This is a genomic window from Croceicoccus sp. Ery5, from assembly GCF_020985325.1.
Taxonomy (GTDB): domain Bacteria; phylum Pseudomonadota; class Alphaproteobacteria; order Sphingomonadales; family Sphingomonadaceae; genus Croceicoccus.
On the sequence record NZ_CP087587.1, the window covers coordinates 1,038,472 to 1,058,678 of the forward strand.

A 20,207-nucleotide genomic window follows, 5' to 3' on the forward strand; every position below is an offset into this window, starting at 1 on the left:
GCGAACGGTTCTTACCCGTTATGCAGTGCCGATGAATCAGCGTCTTGCCCCGTTAATGCCCCTGTTTGCCGCGCTATTACTGGGGGGATGTTCGGGCGCAGAGGGCGATCGCGAACCGGCCCCCGTGCCCGTGATCGCCGAGGATTTGCGCTTTCTGCCGCAACGGATCGACACCGAGATGATCGGCACCGCGCGCGCGTCGGTCAGTGCCGAGCTGTTTCCGGAATCGGCGGGCAGGGTGACCCGCGTGCGCTTTGCCGCGGGCGATTACGTGCGCAAGGGGCAAGTGCTGGTCGAACTGGACGCAAGGCGCGAGCGGCTGGCGGTCGAGGCGGCCGAGGTCGAATTGCGCGAAGCGGACCAGTTGCTGGGCCGCTATCGCCGGATCGAGGATACGGGCGCGATTTCGGAAAGCCAGATCGAGGCGGGAGAGACCGCGCTGGCATCGGCGCGCGTTGCGCTGGAACAGGCCCGCACCCAATTGGCCGACCGCACGATCCGCGCGCCCTTTTCGGGCCATATCGGGCTGACCGAAGTGGATGTGGGCGACCGCGTCAGCGATGCGACGCCGATTGCCCAGCTTGACCGGCGCGGCACGCTGTTCGTGGATTTCCCCGCGCCCGAAACCGTGTTCAGCGCGCTGCAACCGGGGCAAGCGGTGACGATCACGCCCTTTGCGCAGCCCGACCGCCGGATCGCGGCGACCATCATTGCCACCGACAGCCGCGTCGCGCAGGACAGCCGCGATTTCACCGTGCGCGCATCGGTGCCCAACAGCGACGACAGCCTGCGCCCGGGGATGAGCTTTCGCGTCACCGTCGCCCGCAGCGGAGAGCCGCGACCCGCCGTGCCCGAAGAGGCCATCGTCTGGGGCGGCGAAGGTTCGCATCTGTTCGTCCTGCGCGGGGGGAAGGCGCATGAAGTGCCCGTCACCATCACCGCGCGACGCGAAGGACTGGCCTTTGTCGACGGAGAGCTGGCTCGCGGCGATCGTGTGATCGTCGAAGGGGTACAGAAAATCCGCGACGGTCAGGCGATCCGCCTTGTCGCTCCCGCGGCCCCGCCCGCGGGCAAGGCGCAATTGCGCAAGGCGGACAGCCGCGATGGAGCATAAGACCGACCTGCCCATGCTGGCGGTCAAGCGGCCGTTATTGGTGGGCGTGCTCAACCTGCTGATCCTGCTGGCGGGTCTGGCGGCGGTGTTCGGCGTCGAAGTGCGCGAATTGCCCAATGTCGACCGCCCGATCGTGTCGGTGTCCGCCGTCCTGCCCGGCGGCGCGCCCGAAACCATGGATGCTGAGGTGACGAGCATTCTGGAAGACGCGGTCGCGCGCGTCACCGGCGTGCGGCAGATCCGGTCGTCGAGCGAAGAGAACAATTCGCGCGTGCGGGCCGAATTCAATCCGGGTGTCGACCTGGACACCGCGGCATCCGACGTGCGCGAGGCAGTAAGCCGCGTGACCCGCGACTTGCCCGAGCGCGTGGAGCAGGTGAATATCGTCAAGGCCGATGCCGATGCGCAGCCGATCATGCGGCTGGTGGTGTTGAGCGATCATCTGGGCGAGGCGGAGCTGACCCGTCTGGTCGAGAACGATATCGTCCCCGAACTGCTGACGGCCGAGGGCGTGGCCAGCATCGACCTGTTCGGCGAACGCGCATTGCAGATGCGCGTGGCGATCGATCCGGCGCGGCTCAACCGGTTCGGCCTTACCATCACCGATGTCGCCGATGCGCTGCGCCGCGCGCCCTATGACGTGCCGGTCGGATCGTTCCGGTCCAACGCACAGGAACTGGTCGTGCGGGCAGAGGCGAGCGCCACCGATCCGCAATTGCTGCGCGATCTGGTAATTACCGGCAATACGCGCGTGGGCGACGTGGCCGATGTCGATTTCGCCCCTGCCGATGCCGAGACATTCGTGCGGCTGGACGGCAAGCGCGTGATCGGCATGGGCGTGGTGCGACAGGCCAGTTCGAACACGATCCAGATATCCAATGCCATCCGCGCATCGGTCGAACGGGTGAACGCGCGGTTCGACGATGTGCGGGTCGAGGTGATTTCGGACGACGCCGAATTTATCGAGATTTCGGTGCGCGAAGTGCTGATCACGCTGGGCTTTACCATTCTGGTCGTCATCGGCACCATGCTGGTCTTTTTCCGCGCATGGCGGCCCACCGTCGTTCCCAGCACCACCATCCCCATCGCACTGGTCGGCGTGATCGCAGGCATCTGGGCGATGGGGTTTTCGATCAACCTGCTGACGCTGCTGGCACTGGTGCTGGCGACAGGGCTGATCGTGGACGATGCCATCGTGGTGCTGGAAAACACGCAGCGCCTGCAGAACAAGGGGCTGGGGCGGCGCGCGGCGGCGGTCGTGGGAACGCGGCAGGTGTTCTTCGCCGTGGTCGCCACCACGGCCGTGCTGGTATCGGTGTTCGTGCCGATCAGCTTTCTGCCATCGGAAACGGGCCGCCTGTTCCGCGAATTCGGGTTTGTGCTGTCGGTCGCGGTGGTGATCTCCTCTTTCATCGCCCTGTCGCTTGTTCCCGCGCTGGCGGCGCGCATCGACCTGACCAATGGCGCGGCAGAGGATGACGCGCTGACCCGCTGGGGCGGCAAGGCGCGCGACCGCTATATGGCGATGCTGGTCTGGTGCCTCGACCGTGGCAGGCTGGTTGTGGGCGCCGCCGTGCTGGTCGCCGCGCTGACGGGCCTTCTCTATACGCAGCTGGATAACGAGCTGGTGCCCGACGAGGATCGCGGCGTGATCGAGGTGGATGCGACCGGTCCCGACGGGGTCGGCCTTGCCTTTATGGACCGCGAACTGGACGAGATCGAACGCGTCCTGCAGCCCCATCTCGACAGCGGAGAGATCGAGAGCACCTTCTCGGTCGTCGGGCAATGGGACCCCAACCGCCTGCGCGTCACCGCGCAGCTGGCCGACTGGGACGATCGCAGCCGCAGCCAGAGCGAGATCGTGGACGCGCTCAATCCGCCGCTGCGCGAGATTCCCGGCTCTCGCACCAATGCGCGCGGGCGCGGCACGCTCAGCTTCGGGGGCGGGGGCGAAGGGCTGGAAGTCGCGCTGACCGGCGGCGAATATGCCAATATCTACCGTTCCGCGCTGGCTCTGGCAGAGGCGATCGATACGCGCTCCGACATATTGTCGAACCCCGATATCTCGTATCAGCCGACCCAGCCGCAATTGTCGCTGAGGATCGACCGCCAGCGCGCGTCCGATCTTGGCATCGATCTCGACGATCTGTCGCAAACGTTAAGCGCGATGGTCGGGGGCGAGGAGATTGCCGATCTGAACGTGGGCGATCAGGCCGTGCCGATCTTCCTTACATCGCGCGCGGTTTCGATCACCAATCCCGCCGATCTGTCGAACCTGTATGTCCGCACCGCATCGGGCGGAATGGTGCCGCTGTCGCTGGTGACCGAAGTGGTGGAACAGGGCGTCGCCGCGCAGCTCGACCGCACCGAACAGCGTCGCGCGATCGAAGTGGGGGCCGACATCGCATCGGGCGTATCGCTGCGCGAGGCAATCGAAGAGATCGAGCGGCTGGCCGACGAAACCGTGGCCGACGATATCGACATGATCCTGCAGGGCGATGCCGAAAGCCTGAACGAAACGTCGAGCGACGTGCTTGTCACCTATCTGTTCGCGCTGGTGATCGTGTTCCTTGTGCTGGTCGCCCAGTTCGAAAGCCTGACCAGCGCATTGGTCGTGTTGCTGACCGTGCCCTTCGCCTTGGCGGCGGCGATCCTTGCGCTGTATCTGTCGGGCGTGTCGCTCAACATCTATTCGCAGATCGGTCTGGTCATGCTGATCGGGCTGATGGCCAAGAACGGCATTCTGGTGGTCGAATTCGCCGACCAGCTTCGCCATCAGGGCCGCAGCGTGCGCGAAGCGGTGGAAGAGGCCGCCGCGATCCGCCTGCGCCCGATTGCGATGACGCTGATATCCACCGTGGTCGGCGCGGTGCCGCTGATCCTTGCGGGCGGTGCGGGGGCGGAAGCGCGCCAGTCGATAGGCTGGGTGATTTTCGGCGGGCTGGGCATCGCGGGCGTCTTCACCCTGTTCCTGACCCCCGTGATCTATCTGGGCATCGCGCGTTTCGGCAAGCCGCGCAGCGTGGATCTGGCGCGCCTGAATGAAGAGATCGGGCAAGTCGACGAAGACATGACGATGGCACCGGCATGAGGGTCCGTTTGCCCGCATTGCTTCTGTGCACGGCCGCGCTGTCGGCATGCGCTGCCGGTCCGCAGGTCGATCCGCGGGCGGATATTGCCGCGCCGCCCGCATTTGCGGCCGATTTGCCCGATGCCGGAACGGACGACGACTGGTGGAAGGGGTTCGGCGATCCGGTGCTGGACACGCTGGTCGAGCGGGGGCTGGCCGCCAATCTCGACATTGCGGCCGCGCGCGAACGCATGCGTGCGGCAGAGGCGCTGTTGCGCGCCGAGCGCGGCGACCGTCTGCCCGCCATCGATGGCGCGGCCGATATCGGCACCGCGACCGGCGACAACAGCCGCAGCAGCGCCAGTGCGGGGCTGTTTCTGGAATTCGACCCCGATATCAACGGAAGGATGGGCGCGGAAATCCGCGCTGCCGCCGCCCGCTATGCCGAGGCGGATTATCTGCGCGCCGACCAGCGCCGCATCGTGGCCGCCGCCATCGCCCGCCAATATGTCGAATATCGCCGCACCGGCGCGCAGCTGGAATTGCTGGAGGAATCGACGGGGCTGCAGGAACAGACTCTGGATGTCGTGACCCTGCGGTACGAGGCGGGGCTGTCCGCCAATCTGGATGTGCGCCGCGCCGCCGCCGATCTGGCGCAAACGCGGGCGCGGCGCGGCATTCTGGAAATCCAGCGCGCGCAGGCGGTGCATGCACTGGCACTGTTGCTGGGCGAGGCGCCGGGCACCTTCGCGCCCGACGGGGCCAGCGGCATCGACGCGATTCCGGCCTATCGCGGCGGACCGGCATTGGGCCAGCCGGTCGATCTGTTGCGGCGGCGCACCGATCTTCTGGCTGCCGAAGCCCGCTTGCAAGAGGCCGCGGCCAATGTCGGCATCGAACAGGCCGATCTGCGCCCGTCGCTGACCGTGCCTGCCTCTATCGTGCTGGGCGGGGGCAATCTGGGCGATTTCTTCGACGATTTCCTTGCCAGTGTCGGCGCGGCGCTGGACATACCCCTGTTCGACGGAGGCCGCCGCCGCGCCGAAGTGGATGCCGCCGATGCCGAACTGGGCGCGCGCTATGCCGAATATCGCTATGCGTTTCTGGACGCGCTGGGCGAAACCGAAAACGCGCTGGTCGCCATCGATGCATTCGGGCAGCGGGAGGTCGCCCTGTCCGCCGCCATCGAACAGAGCGAGGCTGCGCTGGAGCAATCGAACGCGCTCTACCGCGAGGGGCTGGCCTCTCTGTTCGACGTGCTGGATGCCCAGCGCCAGCTGATCGGCAGCCGCGAGGATTTGCTCGACAATATGGCCGATCTGTCGGGGGCCTATATCGCGCTGCATCTGGCCGCCGCTTCGCCGGGGCCGGAGGGCGAGGGCGCGGCCTAGTCCGGATCGTTGTTTCGGGACACGCGCATCAGCGGCTGGCCCATGCGGATTTGCGCGCCCTGTTCCAGCGCGACCGGCGGGCAATCGGGGGGCGACAGGACCACGATGGTCGATCCGTGTTCGAACCAGCCCATTTCCTCTCCCTTGGCGAAACGGGCCGAAACGGGGCGGACGCCTGCGCCCCCGTCGCGGACAGGTTTTTCGCTGTCGAGGAACGGCAGGCGGATGCTGGCGACCAGCACGGCGGCAACGGGCACCAGCGCGATGCGTGCGCCGCCCGCGTCCAGCCGCGCGATGATCGGCGCACGTTCGTTGCGGCAATAGAGCTTTTCGATCCGTTTCAGCGCGACCGGGTTCACGTTCCACCTGTCGCCCGAGATATAGCGCACGCACTCGACCGTCAGGTCGTGCGGCGCGTGAAAGCGGTGATACATGCCTGCCGTCAGCCGCAATGTGACGAACCAGCCGTCCGCGAATGCCGCCGCCGTCGCCGCATCGCCCAGCAACTCGGCCAGCGAATACTCCAGCCCCTTGATCTGATAGGCCTGTCCGTCCTTCACCCGCCCATGCGCGCCGACAATGGCATCGCAGGGCGAGGCGACGATGGCGGGATCGGCATCCACGACCCGCGCGCCCGGCTTTAACGGGCGCGTAAAGGCCGCGTGCAGGCTGCGAAAGCGCTTTTCGGGCGCATCTGTCAGATCAACGTCACAAAAGAAGCGCCAAAGGGCGATCGAGGCGCTGCTGACAACCGGATTCTCGATCTTGCTGAACCAGCCCATGAAACGGGTCAGCGCATGGCGCGGGATGCGGTTGGTCAAAAGGAAGTTGAGATCCTCTTGCATGGCAAGGCGCTGGACGGCGGAGCGAAGCATCATATCGGTCTCTGCATGTGGGGAGCAATGAGTTGAAGCGTTTGACGTTGAGTGTGGCCACGGTTCTGGCAGGGGTGCTTTCGGCGCGAAAAATCCGCCAGCGCGTGCAATTGTCGCGGGCCAAGCACCGTTCGCTGGCAGGCCATTCGCGCATGGCGCGGCGCATGGCGCGGCAAGTGGCGAACTATCATTTCGTGGGCGACGAATTCTTTGCCGCCGATGGCGCGCCGGATGACGTGGTGGCGCAGCGGCGTGCCGGTTTCGACGCGCTTTCGGCGCTCTACCGGCAGCGGTTCGCCAGAACGGCGGCCTATACCGGCGATGCGGCGGATGCGATCCCCGATGTCCGCTTCACCGGCAGCTATCGCGTGCCGTTCCAGTTCAGCCCCGTGGTGCGCGAACATCTGTCGGCGGGCAGCTTCTATTGTGCGGCCAGCGGCGTGATGCTGACCGATCTGGACGGGAACGAATTCTATGACCTGACCGGTTCCTATGGCGTGAACCTGCTGGGGGTCGATGCCTATCGCGCATTGACCGATGCCGGCATCGCCGCGACCCGCGATCTGGGGCCGACGCTGGCGGGGCTGCATCCGGTGGTCGCGGATAATGTGCGCCGGTTGCAGGCGATATCGGGCCTTGACGCCGTGTCGTTCCACATGTCGGGGACGGAGGCGGTGATGCAGGCTGTTCGGCTGGCACGCTATCACACGGGGCGCAGCCATCTCGTGCGGTTCGCGGGCGCCTATCACGGATGGTGGGACGATGTGCAGCCGGGCGTCGGCAATCCGGTCGCGGCCGAACGGACCTATACTCTGGCGGATATGAGCGAGCGCAGCCTTGCCGTGCTGGCCAGCCGCAAGGATATCGCCTGCGTGCTGGTGAACCCGCTGCAGGCGCTGCACCCCAATCGCAATGCGCCGGGGGATTCGACGCTGGTGTCGCGGCGTGCGGGGGCGAAAACGGACCGCGCTGCCTATGGCGACTGGCTGCGGCGTTTGCAGGACACCTGCCGCAAGGCGGGGATCGTGCTGATCATGGACGAGATTTTCACCGGCTTCCGCCTCGCCCCGCGGGGAGCATGCGAGTATTTCGGCGGTATCCGGCCCGACATGGTCACCTATGGCAAAACGCTGGGCGGGGGGCTGCCGGTGGGCGTGTTGTGCGGCAGGGCCGATCTGATGAAGCGGTACCGCGACGACCGGCCCGCCGACATCTGTTTCGCGCGCGGCACGTTCAATTCGCACCCCTATGTCATGGGCGCGATGGATGCATTCCTGCGCCGTATGGAAACGGCCGAGGGGCAGGCGCTGTACGATGGTATGAACGAGGCATGGAACGAACGCGCCGCCAGTCTGAACGCGCGGCTGGATGCCGAGGGGCTGCCCGTCGCCATCGGCAATCTGGGCACGATCTGGACCGTCAATTTCCTCGAACCCGGCCGCTATCACTGGATGCTCCAATATTACCTGCGGGCCGAGGGGCTGGCATTGAGCTGGGTGGGCACGGGCCGCTTCATCTTCAGCCTTGCCTATGGCGACGGTGATTTTGCCGAGGTGGCGAACCGTTTCATGGCCGCGGCACGGGCGATGCAGCGCGATGGCTGGTGGTGGCGGCCACGGGGCGACGCGGGCAAGGCACTGCGCCATCGCCTGATGCGGGAAATGCTGCGCAGCCGGTTCAGGAAGGGCTGAACCGGCTGAAAAACAGGCGCTGCCTAGCGCGCCGGACGCCATGCCATCGCGGATTTGGCCAGCTTGGCAGGGGCCCCGCGATAGATTTTGAAGTCGTGAAACGGGTCGGTGACGATCTTCGTCGCCCAGACAAGGCCCGTTTCCACGTCGCGGATAAAGAACAGTTGCACCGTGCGGAATGCGATGCCTGCTATGCCCAGCACCAGCCACATCAGCCCGACATTGCGCAAAAAGCCTTCCGCGCCGGTGTGGGGCTGCATCAGCCCGAACAGCGAGGGCTGTGCCAGCAGCAGCAGCGGACTGAGTGCCCACAGGCCCATCAGCACCACCTTGCGCCGCAGATTATAGCCGACCTTGATGTCTTCCTTAAACTCGTGCGTCGCATCGTTGACGTAGTCGTAGTCCTTGGGTTCGAAAAAGAAATGGCCCGCCTGACGGCTGGTCATCGCCACGCCCCACGCCAGCAGTGCCGCCAGCGCCGGATTGGTCCACAGCATCGCATAGGCGACAAGGAAGGTGCAGGCGCTGACGAAATGCAGGCTCTGGTTGATGATCGAGTGATGGTAATAGCGGTGGTCGTCCCAGCGCTGTTCGCGCAGCTGGTCGCGGAAACGGGCGATGCCGGTCAGTTCGCTGCCGTGTTCGCCATTCGGTTTGAAACTGTTCATGTCTTCAGGCCACTTTCTGATAGCGGACGAGAGAGAAATGGCCGAGCGGGGGCAGCGCCCGCCGTTCGACAAGCTGGACACCGGGGGTCCTGGCCGCCCATGCCTCATATCGCTCCCAGGGGAATTCGGTGCGCCAGCCCAGCTTGCTGGTGACGGGCATCAGCATTTTCTCGATCCGGTCGCGTATGCCCTTGTCGGCGCTGATGCGGGTGGTGATCACAATCTCGCCCCCGGGGCGCAGAACGCGCAGGAATTCGTCCAGCGCCTTTTCGGGATTGGGAACGGCGGTCACGACATATTGGGCGACGACCACGTCGAATTCGCCAGTGGCGAAATCCATCGCTTCGGCGTCCATCACGCGGATCTGTTCGACATTTTCAAGGTTCAGCCGGCGCGTGCGTTCGCGTGCCTTGTCCAGCATGGAATCCGAAATATCGACGCCCACAAGGCGCACGTCCTTGCTGTAACGGGGCAGCGAAATACCGGTGCCGACGCCCACTTCCAGTATACGCCCGCCGACCTGTTCGGCAGCGGCAATCGACAGCGCGCGGCCGGTGGCAAAAACATTGCCGAAGACCAGATCATAAATCGGGGCCCATTTGTCATAGGCCGCCGCAACACTTGCAGTCTGCATTTCGATACCACCCAGATCCCGTAGAGCGGCCTGATTGGATTGAAATTGTTTCAGCAACACGACAGAAGCGCGTCATTGATGCGATTGCCTGTCGATAAATCGCGCGTCAAATCGCGGTTTCGGACAGGAACCTACGGATGCGGTCCAGCGCCGCGATGCGCAATTCGTCCCGCTCGCGCAGGATTTCATGACCGGCACCGGCGATGTCCGCATGCTCCATTGCGGGCAGGCGGGCCAGCACGCGGGCGATGGCGGCATTGTCGACCACGGGGTCCAGCCCCGCCGTCACCGTCAACCCGCGCAGACCGGCGGGATAATCGCCCAGCATCCGTTCGACATGCGCGATGGAGCGCGTTGCGGCGGACAGCCAGCCCCATGTCGGGCCCGACCGCGCGAGTTCGGGGCAGGCCTCTTTCCACCAGCGCTTGTCTTCATCGCGGTCGGGGCAGGATGTGATGCGCCCGGGGCCGGGGCTGCGCGACCGGCTCCATATCGTGCGGCGGCGCAGGGCGGGTACGCGTCCGATCTGTCCCAGCGCACCGATGGCGCGCCCGCGCAAGGGGCCGGCGCGTATGCCTAGCATCGGCGCCAGCAGCACGATGCCGTCGGGCGCGATGCGCCGTTCGACCACCGCGCGCAGCAGGATGTGCCCGCCCAGCGAATGGCCGATCACCACATGCGGCGCGGGGTTTTCGCGCTGCCAGTCCGCGACGAAGGCTGCCAGATCGTCCGCGAACACCGCGAAATCGTCGATATGGCAGCCGCCCGCCGGATGCAGCAGGCCCGATGCGCCCTGACCGCGCCAGTCAAACCCCGCGACAGCCCATCCCGCGCCTGCCCAGTCGTCGAACGCCTCCAGATATTTTTCAAGGAAGTCCGCCCGTCCGCCCAGAAACAGCACGCTGCCGCGCCAATCGCCGCGATGCGGCAGGGCAAAGCGGCGCAGGGGCCAGCCATCGGGCGCGTGCCAGCGGTCGATTGCCATGCCGCCGGGCAGGCTGCGGCGGAGGGAGGGGGCCGGGAAAGAGGGCGGGATGGAAGGCAGCTCGGCAGTCATCCCGTCCCTATGCCCTGCGATTCCTTAGCCATTATGGCAGCGCCGGAAATTTTGCGAAAAAGGGGTATGCCCCGCCCGACCGGCAAGCGGTGCGATCTTGTCACAAGTTTGCAGCAAACCGGCGATAGCGCCACCACCGATCGATCAATTTGTGCTGCCTTTACGGCATTCGCCCGCGGGCGGAGGCGGCAGCCGAAAAGGGGCAATTCATGGCAACTGGGGCAAGCGAACCCGCTTCGGGCAATTTCGGCTTGAAAATCGGCGTGGCCGATCTGGGTTTCGGCCTGTTGTTCGCCATTGCCAGCATCGGTTTCCTGATCTGGGGGCTGGATTACACCAACACCTCGCAGATCGCGATATTCCTGCTGGCGACCGCGTTCGGCCTGTTCATGGCGTTCAATATCGGCGGCAACGATGTCGCCAACAGTTTCGGCACCAGCGTCGGCGCGGGCACGATCACGATCAAGCAGGCATTGGCCATCGCGGCCATTTTCGAAGTCAGCGGCGCGGTGATCGCGGGCGGAGAGGTGACCGATACGATCCGGTCGGGCATCGTCGATCTGGGCGCCATGTCGGTCGAACCGATGCAATTCGTGTTCATCATGATGGCCGCGCTGCTGGCGGCGGCATTATGGCTGCTGTTCGCGACAAAGCGCGGCTGGCCGGTATCGACGACCCATTCGATCGTCGGCGGCATCGTCGGCAGTTCGATCGCGCTGGGCGTATTGCTCAGCGGCGGGGATGCGGCGCTCGCATTGGCGCAGTGGGACCAGATCGGCACCATCATGATTTCCTGGGTGCTGTCGCCGGTGCTGGGCGGGCTGGTGTCCTATGGCCTGTATTGGCTGATCAAGGAACATATCCTGCTGTTCAACGACCGGATGAAGGAACAGCTGCACCATTTGCAGAACCAGCGCCGCAAGCTGCGCGACGAACACAAGAGCCGGTTCGAACGCCTCTCCGACATTCAGAAGATCAGCTATACCCACATGATGGTCCGCGATGCCGAGGCGCTGGACGAAGAGGGGTTCACGCCCGACGATCTGGAAACCGAATATTACCGCAGACTGCACGATCTGCGCACGCAGCGCACCGAACTGGCGGCGCACAAGGCGTTGCAGAACTGGGTGCCGCTGGTCGCGGCGTTCGGTGCGGCGGTGATTTCGGCCATGCTTCTGTTCAAGGGGCTGAAGCACATGGATCTGGGGCTGACCACGCTGAACAACTATCTGATCATGGGCATGATCGGGGCGGCGGCGTGGATGGCGACCTATATTTTCGCGCGCACGCTGCGCGGGGATTCGCTGGACCGGTCGACATTCCTGATCTTCAGCTGGCTGCAGGTATTCACCGCCAGCGGCTTTGCGTTCAGCCACGGGGCGAACGACATCGCCAATGCCATCGGGCCGTTTGCCGCGATCCTCGACGTGCTGAAGAACGGCACCGTCGGGACAGAGGCGGCGGTGCCCCCTGCGGCGATGATGGCATTCGGCGTCGCGCTGATCGTGGGGCTGTGGTTCATCGGCAAGGAAGTGATCGCGACCGTCGGCCATAATCTGACCGAGATGCACCCCGCGTCGGGCTTTTCGGCGGAACTGGCGGCGGCTGCGGTGGTGATGATGGCCAGCACGCTGGGCCTGCCGGTTTCCAGCACGCACATACTGATCGGCGCGGTGCTGGGCATCGGGCTGGTGAACAGGCAGACGAACTGGGCGCTGATGAAGCCCATCGCCATGGCATGGGTGATCACCCTGCCTGCCGCGGCCAGCCTGTCGGCAGCGTGCTTCCTGATCCTGAACGCGGCGTTCTGAACCGTCAGTCGGCGATCTTGCGGCGTCCCATCAGTGCCAGGGCCGCATTGCGACCGCCGCGCAGAAACGGATAGGCCGCACGCGCCAGCCGCTCGTGCCGCAGCACCCGCGCCATCACCCCGTTCAGCGTGGCCGACGGCGTGGTCATCATCGACAGCCATTGCATCGCCGCCGCGCCATGATGCACCGCATCGCCGGCGATCACGGCCATGCCTTCGTCAAGGTCGATATCCAGCGCCCGCAACCGCGCCACGGCGGGATGGCCGGACCGCGCATCGACCAGTTCGACATCGCCCGCTGCCCGTTTCAGTCGCAGCATCGACACATAGGCCGAACAGAACGGGCATTCGCCGTCATATACGATGATCACAGGCGCGTTCATGCGATGATCCGGTCGGCCTTTACGTCATAGACGGGACGCTCGGTATGCCCGATCACCCGCCGGTCCAGTCCGCCGTCCTGCAACGAGAGGCAGACGGAGTCGATCACGAACCAGTATCGCACGATCCGGCGTTTGTCCGTTTCATAGAACGGGTCGGGCAGGATCGGGCTTGGCACGTGGTGGTGCGGAACAAGATAGTAATTGAACTGCCCCTTGTCATTCAGCCGCGAGGTGATCTGCCGGTGATGCGCCTGAACGAAGCGGCCGACGTTTTCTAACGGGCCCCATTCCTCGGCGGCAGGCTGTGCGCGGGCGGGCACGCGGCATTCGCGGCCTGCGACCAGATCGTCGTGATGCAGCACCGATCCCCAGATCGACGGATTGAAATGGCCACGCCCGCCCGGCCACCAGATGCGCCCCTGCGACACCTGATAGGAGGAGGAGAGGAAGTACGCATTGGGCACTTTCATTCGTGTGCCGTCTTCCATCTCCGCCTCGAAATGCGGAGAGGCGAAACCCGGCGTGTCGTACCATGCCAGCGATGCGGTGCGGAATGTCGCCATGCCGACGATTACGAATGCCAGCGCGGTATAGCGGGCAGGGCGGGTCCATTCATCGTCGCTGATCGCGGCCAGCGCGACCAGCAGGATCATGTTCAGCGCGATCCATTTCCAGAACAGCAGCCCCAGGGTGAACCAGACCGCCAGATGGAACAGGTCGAACAGCACGATCGACGCGATCAGCCAGCGGCGGCGCAGCGGGGCGACCAGCGCGAAAATCTGCACGCCGAACGCGAACAGGTTCATCGGCAGGAAAAGAAATCGCAGGGTTGCATCCAGCCATTCGACCGCCCATGGAAAGGCGGCCAGTGGCAGCGTGCCCTTTTCCAGCGCGGCGGGAATGCCATCATACAGCCGGTTGTCGAACAGCCACGAGGTTATTCCGCCATCCATCGCCAGCTTGGCAAGGCCCGACCAGAAATAATTCGCCAGATGCGCGCCCACGCCCGCCGCGAACAGCATCAGCGCGGCCAGTTTCAACGCATCGGCATCCAGCCCGACTGCCTTGCGCAGCGTGCCGATCCGGTCGGCGGCGGACAAAAGCGCATAGCCGATGGCCCAGAATGCCAGCACCTCGGCAATATTGCGGATATCGAGTGTGGAGAAATAGAAACCCGTCAGCCCCGTCTGCAATTCGCGGATCATCCACAGCAGCATGGCGGCGGCAAAGACAAGGCTTGGGCGCCACAATCCGGCCAGCGCCAGTGCAACGCCGAACCAGCGCGCATGGCTGTGGAACAGGACCGCCGGATGGTCGGCAGGCATGGCGGCATAGGGAATGGCGAAAGGCTCGACCGCCATATACAGCGCCAGAAACACCGCGCCCGCGCGCAGGCCGCGCGATGCGAAGCGGGGCAGCGGGCGATAGCTTGCGGGCAGAAAAAGCGCGGCCAGCGACCCGACCACGCCGACCCAGACGAACACCAGTTCGGGCCGTTCGACCGCGATGAAATCGGTGCCATGCTTCAGCAGCGTAAAGCCCAGCAAAGTCGCGAACAGCGCCAGCAGCGCAGTCGTCAGCCGTGTCGAGGTGAACTCCGTGCCCCCGTCGCGGGCGGGAAAGGACGCGTCGGCAAGGCTGGCCATCAGCCCACCGGTCCGAATTGCAGACCCCGCAAATATTGCATCGTCACCGTTTCGCGCACCACCGTGCCGCTGCCGATTTGCACGCTGGCGGCGGATGCCTTGGGCTTGCTGCGCACGATGTCGGGATCGTTGGGAAAGGCGACGCCGTCGCGCAAATATCCGAACTTGCCGTTCCTGTCGCGGTCGTGCAGCACCACGATGGCATAGCGGCCCGCCTCGGGCGCGCGGATGCAGACGACGGGATCGCCGCTGGCGGGCATATTGTAACGCACGCGTTTGAACGGCTTGCCCTCGGCAATCAGCTTTTTGTCGGCAGCCAGGAAATCGCTGTCGTTCGCGGGATAAAGCTCGACCTGAAGGCGGCCCTCGCGGTCCTTCAGCCCCTTGACCGTCAGGCGCACGGCGGGGCCCGGTTCGGGGCTGCGGCAATCGGCCCCTTCGCGCCCGCGTTCCTCGCGCGGGGGGACGGGATAGGGCGGGGCTGCCCAGGCGACAATGGGCGCGACCGTGGCAGTGACCACGGCAAGGCCCATGAACAGGCCCGCATGGGCGAAAAACGCATTCATGCTCCGGCTCCCTCCGCTTCCCACGCCCTCTGGCGCAGCACCGTGTCTCCCAGCGCGCGCGCGGCAAAGCGCGGGGCAAGGAAGTTATTGAAAAACCGTGTTTTCATTGAGAACGGGGTCAGGTGATAGGCAATCCGTTCGCCCAGCGTCCAGCGCACGTTCCTGCGGCTGGTCCGCCGGTCGGACGATATGCACCAGAAGTCGCGGTCATAGGCCTGCGTGCCCAGTTGCAGCACGCGATGCATCATCTCGTGGTCTTTCAGCACATAGGGCCAGATCGCCGCGTCATAACCGCCCGCCGCGCGCAGCGCGTTCAGGCGAAAGCATTGGCCCGCGCCGCTGGTATGGTTTTGCCGCGGCATCAGCCTTGCCGCGCCCAGCTTGTGCCAGCGGGCCAGCGTTGCTTTGAACCCGTGCGGATTTTCGGGAAGCAGCAGCGCCGCCGTCGCCACACGGTCCATGCCGCCTGCGTCGAACAATTCGCCCGCGCGTTCCAGATAATGCGGCGGATAGAATGTGTCGGCATCGCAGATCGCCACAAGCTCGCTATCGGCGGCGTCGATACCTGCCTTCAAGGCATGGACCTGTCCGGGCGTCGGTTCGGCGATGATCTGCGCGTCGATGCCGGTTTCGGCGACGATCGCGCGCGCATCGTCGATGCAGCCGTCGGTCGATCCGTTATCGACCAGCACCAGCCGGAACGGCAGTGATTGCTGCGCCAGCGAACGAAGCGTGGCGGGTAAAAAATCGCGTTCGTTGAAAACGGGTATGACGACGGTCCAGCGCATTGCTTGTGATCACCTGCATGGTCGTTCGGGCCAAGGATTCACGCCACCCCATGACAGCAATTTGCGACATCGACGGGACAGTTTCGGCCAGGCCGTCGCATGACTGAAACCTTTGCCGGTCCGGCGTCGGGGCGGACTGAAACATTGCGGTAATCCAGTCGCAACACCGTCACGAAAGCGATGCAAGGGCGGGCTTCCACAGGGCGGAATCGAGGGTAGCCAAAGCGTGAAACCGACAGCACAGGGACCATCGGCCGCCGCACCCGTTCTGGCGGCGGACACGGCCATCGCGCCCCCGATCCCCAGCGGCGACCAGATCATCCGTGCGGGCAAGCGCCACTGGGCCCGATGGCTCGGATCGCTGATTTCGCTGGCGGTACTGGTGGCCGCGCTTTCGCAGTGGCAGCAACTGGACTTCGCGACGCTGCGCACCCTGTTGCCCACGTCTTTCGCGTTCTGGATCGCCTTTGTCGTCTATTACATGCTGGGTCCGGTCAGCGAATGGCTGATCTTTCGCCGCCTGTGGCAATTGCCGCCCGCCGGTATCGTGCCGCTGCTGCGCAAGAAAGTCTCGAACGAGCTGGTGCTGGGCTATCTGGGCGAGGTCTATTTCTATAGCTGGGCGCGGCGCCACGGCAATCTGACGGCGGCACCGTTCGGGGCAATCAAGGATGTGGCCATCCTGTCGGCCATGGCAGGCAATGCCATCACGCTGGTCATGATGGCGGTCGGATTTCCGCTGCTTTACGGTCTGGCCGACGGGCTCGACCTCGATCTCAGCCAGCGGACACTGGCGTTTTCGGTCGCCTTCATGGCGGTCAGCTCGATCATGGTGCTGGCCCTGCGCCGCCGCGTGCTCAGCCTGCCAAGGGACGAGCTGGTCTTTGTGCTGGCCATGCATTCGATCCGCATCGTGGCGGGGGCGGGCGTGCTGGCATTGATGTGGCATCTGGCGCTGCCGCAGGTCGGGCTGGTGTGGTGGGTGCTGCTGTCGCTGCTGCGCCAGCTGGTCACGCGCCTGCCGTTTGTTGCGAACAAGGATGTGGTCTTTGCCAGCATGGCGATCTTTTTCGTCGGCGGCGAAACCATGATCCCCGCGCTGATGGCGCTGGTCGCGGGTCTGGTGCTGGTGATGCATCTGGCCGTCGCGGCGGGCACAGGCATTTACGCATTGGTCGAAAAAGAGGGAGAGAGCTGATGCGGATCGTCGATGTCTGCGCCTTTTACACGCCGCGCGGCGGAGGCGTGCGCACCTATATCGACCGCAAGCTGCAAGCCGCCGGTCGCATGGGGCAGGAACTGATCGCGCTGGTCCCCGGCGAAAGCGACAGCATGGTGCAGGTCGCGCCCAATGCGTGGATCCGCTCGCTGGCGACGCCGACATTTCCGCTGGACCCGCGATACCGCTATTTTCACAGCGAGACGCAGCTTCACGCCGCGCTGGACGAATTGCGGCCCGATTTCGTCGAATGCGGCACGCCGTGGAGCAGCGCCGACATGGTCGCCAACTGGCGCGGCGATGCGCCCCGCGCGCTGATCATGCATCTGGATGTGTTCGCTACCTATCCCTATCGCTGGCTGGGCAAGATGATGGACCAGAAATCCATCGATCGCGGGTTCGACTGGTTCTGGCGGCGGCTGCGCCGTCTGGGCCGCGAATATGATTTCGTGGTCTGCGCGAACAATGAACTGGGCACGCGCACCGCGAACGGTGGCGTGCCGAATGTGGTGATCGAACCCATGGGCGTGGAACCGGGCGTGTTCGGGCCCGACCGGCGCGACATGCAATTTCGCGCGCAGGTTCTGGCCAGTTGCGGCCTGCCCGATACGGCGACGCTGCTGGTGGGCGTTGGCCGCCATTCGCCCGAAAAGCGCTGGCCGATGATCGTCGATGCCGTCACCGCGGTGGGTTATGACCACGATGTCGGCATGGTCATCATCGGCGAGGGGCGCGATACGCCGCGCATTCGGAAATCCATCGCGGGCAATCCGCATATCCGACTATTGGAACCAACCCGCGACCGCGCGGCGATGGCGCGGCTGCTGGCAAGCGCGGATTGCATGGTCCACGGCAGCGAGAGCGAGAGCTTTGGCATGGTCGGGGCCGAGGCGCGGGCCAGCGGTCTGCCGCTCATCGTGCCCGATCGCGGCGGCATGACCGATCAGGCCGCGGGCGGCATGGGATGGAGCTATAAGTCCGGCCACGGCCCTGCGCTGACATCGCGGCTGCGCAAGGTGCTGGGGCGCGGACTGATCGCGCCGACGCGCGCACGTTCGGCACTGGCGGCTGCGGATGTTCGCACCATGGACCGCCATTTCGAAGAGCTGTTCACCCGATACGAAAGCTGTTTCGCCCGCCGCCGCGCAGCCTGATATAGCCATACGCCAACACATCGAAAGATTTCCGACATGACATTGTTCAAAGGGGCCCTTGCCCTTGCTGCCGCCGCCGCTTTCACCGTGTTTCCCGCTGCTGCGCAAGAGGCGGTTTCGGAACAGGTGATCGCCGCCGATCATGCACGGCAGGGCGTCGCATCCGACGGAACCTCGATCTATGTCATCGACAACAACGCCATCACCCGCATCGCCATCGCGGATCGGCGGGTGACCGGCGAATGGACGGGCGATCCCGCGCTGTTTCCCCATCTCAACAGCTGTACCGTGGTCGAGGCAGAGCTCGTTTGTGCCTCGTCCAACTATCCGGCCGTGCCGCAGCTTTCGACGGTCGAAATCTATGATCTGGCTTCGCTGGATCACACGCGCTCGGTCGCGCTGGGTGCCATGCCGGGATCGCTGACCGCGCTTGACCGGCATGACGGCAAATGGTGGGCGACTTTCGCCAATTACGACAATCGCGGCACGCCCGCTGGCCGCGACCATCGCGACAGCTTTCTGGCGCAAATGGACGATGATTTCCGCATCGTCCGCATGTGGGGCCTGCCCGAAGCCGTGCTCGAACGGTTGGCGCCCAGCAGCGTTTCGGGCGCAAGCTGGGGCGGGGACGGATTGCTGTACCTCAGCGGGCATGACCGGCCCGAGCTTTACGTCGTCGCGCTGCCGGTCGCGGGCGGAGTGCTGCGCCATGTGGCGACGATCCCGATCATCTCGCACGGGCAGGCGATCGATATCGACCCCGTGGACACCGGCCTGATCTGGTCGATCGACCGCAAGTCGCGGACGGTGCATGCCAGCCGTCTGCCCGATCTGCCGTCGGGCGAATAGGCGTTCGGTTGCGGAATTTTGACCGCCAGTCGGTGCTTGCCACGAAAATGCCGCGAAAATCGCATCAACTTGCAGCTTTTTGCTGTCATATGCTTTAAGAGGGACATTATCGACACGGGGGCATCGAAGGGGACTGATGCGCATACTGGCTCGCCGACCGCGATTGGCCTTATTCCTGGCCGGATCGTTGCTCTTCGCAGGGGCATCGATCGCACAGCCGACCGCACCGCTTTCCACGTTGGAAGTGGCGATCCCCAAGCCCGATATTCCCCCTATCAAGCGCGTCGATCTGCCGGCCACCGGATTGCCGCAGATCGATATGGCGCTTCCCAAACCGCCACAGGCCAATCTGCCGCCCGCCGATCTTTCGGTGATGACCTATAATGTAAAGGGCCTGCCATGGCCGATCGCCACCGGTCGCGCCGCCGCGCTGGAACGGATCGCGGACCGGCTGGCATGGATGCGCAAGGGCGGGGTTCAGCCTGCCGTGGTCGTCTTGCAAGAGGCTTTCCGGTCGGAAGCGAAAGAGATCGGCGACCGCGCCGGTTACCGTTTCCAGATCGGCGGAGAAAATATCTCGCGCGCTGCATCGCCCGTGTCCAAACGCTCGCCCTTTCGCCGCCGCGCAAGCGCGCCGCAACTGGATAGCGGGCTGGTGGTGCTCAGCGATTACCCCATCCTCGACGTCAACCGCGCCAGCTTTCCCGAAAGCGCCTGTGCGGGGATCGATTGCTATGCCGCCAAGGGCGTGGTGCTGGTCACGCTGGCCCTGCCGGGCAAGGGGCGGATCGAAGTGGCGACGACCCATCTGAACAGCAAGGGCGCGTCATGGGCGTCGGAAAAGGAAACCGAACGCGCCTATCGCGAACAGGTGGATTTTCTGGTCGAATTTCTGGCGGACAAGCGCGATCATTCGGTCCCGCTGGTGCTGGCAGGCGATTTCAATCTGGGTGACCGCGCCGAACGGCTGGCGATCCTGCCGCCTGCGCTTTTGGGGTTGAACGGCGGGAACGCGCCTGCCGAACCCCTGCGTCATTTTGTCGAGGCGGCTGATACGCATCTTGCGCGGTCCAAAGATGCGCAATGGGTGGTCGAACGCGCGCGCGACATGCAATATGTGCTGCCCGGCAGCGGCAGGACGCTGGCCCCCGTGGCAGCCAGCATCCCCTTTGGCAGCGAGACGCGGGGCAAGCCGTTGTCCGACCACTTCGGCTACACCATCGAATATCGCCTGACGCAGAGCGACGGCAGCCTGATCGAAAGCCGCATCGCCGCCCGCGAGGAATAGGGCC

17 protein-coding genes are annotated in these 20,207 nt (G+C 64.9%); 9 read left to right on the forward strand and 8 right to left on the reverse strand.

All coding sequences use genetic code 11. The features are described 5' to 3' along the window. The first annotated feature begins 31 nt into the window (after positions 1 to 31). From LOZ74_RS04910 to LOZ74_RS04920, 3 genes are read left to right on the forward strand one after another with little or no spacing between them, the layout of a single operon-like run. Entirely contained in the window at positions 32 to 1,114 is a 1,083-nt protein-coding gene (locus tag LOZ74_RS04910) for an efflux RND transporter periplasmic adaptor subunit (RefSeq protein ID WP_230293148.1), read from the forward strand. Continuing rightward, positions 1,104 to 4,205, forward strand: a complete 3,102-nt coding sequence (locus tag LOZ74_RS04915) for an efflux RND transporter permease subunit (RefSeq protein ID WP_230293149.1) — start codon at positions 1,104 to 1,106, stop codon at positions 4,203 to 4,205. The genes LOZ74_RS04910 and LOZ74_RS04915 overlap by 11 nt, the downstream gene beginning before the upstream one ends. Continuing rightward, positions 4,202 to 5,575 carry an efflux transporter outer membrane subunit gene (locus tag LOZ74_RS04920; RefSeq protein ID WP_230293150.1) on the forward strand — a complete coding sequence of 458 codons (1,374 nt, stop codon included), beginning with the start codon at positions 4,202 to 4,204 and terminating at the stop codon, positions 5,573 to 5,575. The genes LOZ74_RS04915 and LOZ74_RS04920 overlap by 4 nt, the downstream gene beginning before the upstream one ends. Here the strand turns inward: LOZ74_RS04920 and asd are convergent. Beyond that, on the reverse strand, positions 5,572 to 6,453 hold the full coding sequence (gene asd / locus LOZ74_RS04925) for an archaetidylserine decarboxylase (RefSeq protein WP_230293151.1): 882 nt from the start codon (positions 6,451 to 6,453) through the stop codon (positions 5,572 to 5,574). The genes LOZ74_RS04920 and asd overlap by 4 nt on opposite strands. Before the next feature lie 29 nt (positions 6,454 to 6,482). Between asd and LOZ74_RS04930 the strand changes: the two genes are divergently transcribed. Then, a complete protein-coding gene (locus LOZ74_RS04930) occupies positions 6,483 to 8,141 on the forward strand; it encodes an aminotransferase class III-fold pyridoxal phosphate-dependent enzyme (RefSeq protein ID WP_230293152.1) in 1,659 nt (552 codons plus the stop codon). Positions 8,142 to 8,164: 23 nt separating this feature from the next. Here LOZ74_RS04930 and LOZ74_RS04935 read toward each other — a convergent pair whose 3' ends face one another. The 3 genes from LOZ74_RS04935 to LOZ74_RS04945 form a co-directional block, all read right to left on the reverse strand. Next, entirely contained in the window at positions 8,165 to 8,809 is a 645-nt protein-coding gene (locus LOZ74_RS04935) for a hypothetical protein (RefSeq protein ID WP_230293153.1), read from the reverse strand. 4 nt (positions 8,810 to 8,813) lie between these two features. Next, entirely contained in the window at positions 8,814 to 9,443 is a 630-nt protein-coding gene (locus tag LOZ74_RS04940) for a class I SAM-dependent methyltransferase (RefSeq protein ID WP_230293154.1), read from the reverse strand. Between the two features lie 106 nt (positions 9,444 to 9,549). Beyond that, positions 9,550 to 10,428: an alpha/beta fold hydrolase gene (locus tag LOZ74_RS04945; protein ID WP_230293155.1), complete on the reverse strand. Its 879-nt coding sequence runs from the start codon at positions 10,426 to 10,428 to the stop codon at positions 9,550 to 9,552. Between the two features lie 281 nt (positions 10,429 to 10,709). Here LOZ74_RS04945 and LOZ74_RS04950 point away from each other — a divergent pair, with 281 nt between their 5' ends. Next, complete coding sequence (locus LOZ74_RS04950) at positions 10,710 to 12,311, forward strand: inorganic phosphate transporter (protein WP_230293156.1); 1,602 nt, start codon at positions 10,710 to 10,712, stop codon at positions 12,309 to 12,311. A 4-nt stretch (positions 12,312 to 12,315) separates the two neighbouring features. On the opposite strand, the gene LOZ74_RS04955 is transcribed toward LOZ74_RS04950, so the two are convergent. The 4 genes from LOZ74_RS04955 to LOZ74_RS04970 are packed head-to-tail and all read right to left on the reverse strand — an operon-like array spanning position 12,316 to position 15,693. After that, positions 12,316 to 12,693: a DCC1-like thiol-disulfide oxidoreductase family protein gene (locus tag LOZ74_RS04955; protein WP_230293157.1), complete on the reverse strand. Its 378-nt coding sequence runs from the start codon at positions 12,691 to 12,693 to the stop codon at positions 12,316 to 12,318. Further along, a complete protein-coding gene (locus LOZ74_RS04960; protein ID WP_230293158.1) occupies positions 12,690 to 14,339 on the reverse strand; it encodes a hypothetical protein in 1,650 nt (549 codons plus the stop codon). Before LOZ74_RS04960 ends, LOZ74_RS04955 begins: the two co-directional genes overlap by 4 nt. Then, on the reverse strand, positions 14,339 to 14,905 hold the full coding sequence (locus LOZ74_RS04965; protein WP_230293159.1) for a DUF2141 domain-containing protein: 567 nt from the start codon (positions 14,903 to 14,905) through the stop codon (positions 14,339 to 14,341). Before LOZ74_RS04965 ends, LOZ74_RS04960 begins: the two co-directional genes overlap by 1 nt. Continuing rightward, positions 14,902 to 15,693 carry a glycosyltransferase family A protein gene (locus tag LOZ74_RS04970; protein WP_230293160.1) on the reverse strand — a complete coding sequence of 264 codons (792 nt, stop codon included), beginning with the start codon at positions 15,691 to 15,693 and terminating at the stop codon, positions 14,902 to 14,904. The genes LOZ74_RS04965 and LOZ74_RS04970 overlap by 4 nt, the downstream gene beginning before the upstream one ends. Positions 15,694 to 15,919: 226 nt before the next feature. Here LOZ74_RS04970 and LOZ74_RS04975 point away from each other — a divergent pair, with 226 nt between their 5' ends. From LOZ74_RS04975 to LOZ74_RS04990, 4 genes are all read left to right on the forward strand, one after another. Beyond that, positions 15,920 to 16,891, forward strand: coding sequence for a hypothetical protein (locus LOZ74_RS04975; RefSeq protein ID WP_230293161.1), 972 nt, complete (start codon positions 15,920 to 15,922; stop codon positions 16,889 to 16,891). Then, the gene (locus LOZ74_RS04980) at positions 16,891 to 18,066 is read left to right on the forward strand and encodes a glycosyltransferase (RefSeq protein WP_230293162.1); all 1,176 of its coding nucleotides are present in this window, start codon (positions 16,891 to 16,893) and stop codon (positions 18,064 to 18,066) included. Before LOZ74_RS04975 ends, LOZ74_RS04980 begins: the two co-directional genes overlap by 1 nt. A 36-nt stretch (positions 18,067 to 18,102) precedes the next feature. Beyond that, the gene (locus tag LOZ74_RS04985) at positions 18,103 to 18,915 is read left to right on the forward strand and encodes a hypothetical protein (protein WP_230293163.1); all 813 of its coding nucleotides are present in this window, start codon (positions 18,103 to 18,105) and stop codon (positions 18,913 to 18,915) included. Between the two features lie 136 nt (positions 18,916 to 19,051). After that, positions 19,052 to 20,203 carry an endonuclease/exonuclease/phosphatase family protein gene (locus LOZ74_RS04990; protein WP_230293164.1) on the forward strand — a complete coding sequence of 384 codons (1,152 nt, stop codon included), beginning with the start codon at positions 19,052 to 19,054 and terminating at the stop codon, positions 20,201 to 20,203. Positions 20,204 to 20,207: the final 4 nt, after the last annotated feature.

Coding starts and splice junctions, on each gene's coding strand:
- LOZ74_RS04910 (WP_230293148.1), top strand. CDS start 32: ATGAATCAGCGTCTTGCCCCGTTAATGCCCCTGTTTGCCGCGCTATTA.
- LOZ74_RS04915 (WP_230293149.1), top strand. CDS start 1,104: ATGGAGCATAAGACCGACCTGCCCATGCTGGCGGTCAAGCGGCCGTTA.
- LOZ74_RS04920 (WP_230293150.1), top strand. CDS start 4,202: ATGAGGGTCCGTTTGCCCGCATTGCTTCTGTGCACGGCCGCGCTGTCG.
- asd (WP_230293151.1), bottom strand. CDS start 6,453: ATGATGCTTCGCTCCGCCGTCCAGCGCCTTGCCATGCAAGAGGATCTC.
- LOZ74_RS04935 (WP_230293153.1), bottom strand. CDS start 8,809: ATGAACAGTTTCAAACCGAATGGCGAACACGGCAGCGAACTGACCGGC.
- LOZ74_RS04940 (WP_230293154.1), bottom strand. CDS start 9,443: ATGCAGACTGCAAGTGTTGCGGCGGCCTATGACAAATGGGCCCCGATT.
- LOZ74_RS04945 (WP_230293155.1), bottom strand. CDS start 10,428: ATGGCAATCGACCGCTGGCACGCGCCCGATGGCTGGCCCCTGCGCCGC.
- LOZ74_RS04950 (WP_230293156.1), top strand. CDS start 10,710: ATGGCAACTGGGGCAAGCGAACCCGCTTCGGGCAATTTCGGCTTGAAA.
- LOZ74_RS04955 (WP_230293157.1), bottom strand. CDS start 12,693: ATGAACGCGCCTGTGATCATCGTATATGACGGCGAATGCCCGTTCTGT.
- LOZ74_RS04960 (WP_230293158.1), bottom strand. CDS start 14,339: ATGGCCAGCCTTGCCGACGCGTCCTTTCCCGCCCGCGACGGGGGCACG.
- LOZ74_RS04965 (WP_230293159.1), bottom strand. CDS start 14,905: ATGAATGCGTTTTTCGCCCATGCGGGCCTGTTCATGGGCCTTGCCGTG.
- LOZ74_RS04970 (WP_230293160.1), bottom strand. CDS start 15,693: ATGCGCTGGACCGTCGTCATACCCGTTTTCAACGAACGCGATTTTTTA.
- LOZ74_RS04980 (WP_230293162.1), top strand. CDS start 16,891: ATGCGGATCGTCGATGTCTGCGCCTTTTACACGCCGCGCGGCGGAGGC.
- LOZ74_RS04985 (WP_230293163.1), top strand. CDS start 18,103: ATGACATTGTTCAAAGGGGCCCTTGCCCTTGCTGCCGCCGCCGCTTTC.
- LOZ74_RS04990 (WP_230293164.1), top strand. CDS start 19,052: ATGCGCATACTGGCTCGCCGACCGCGATTGGCCTTATTCCTGGCCGGA.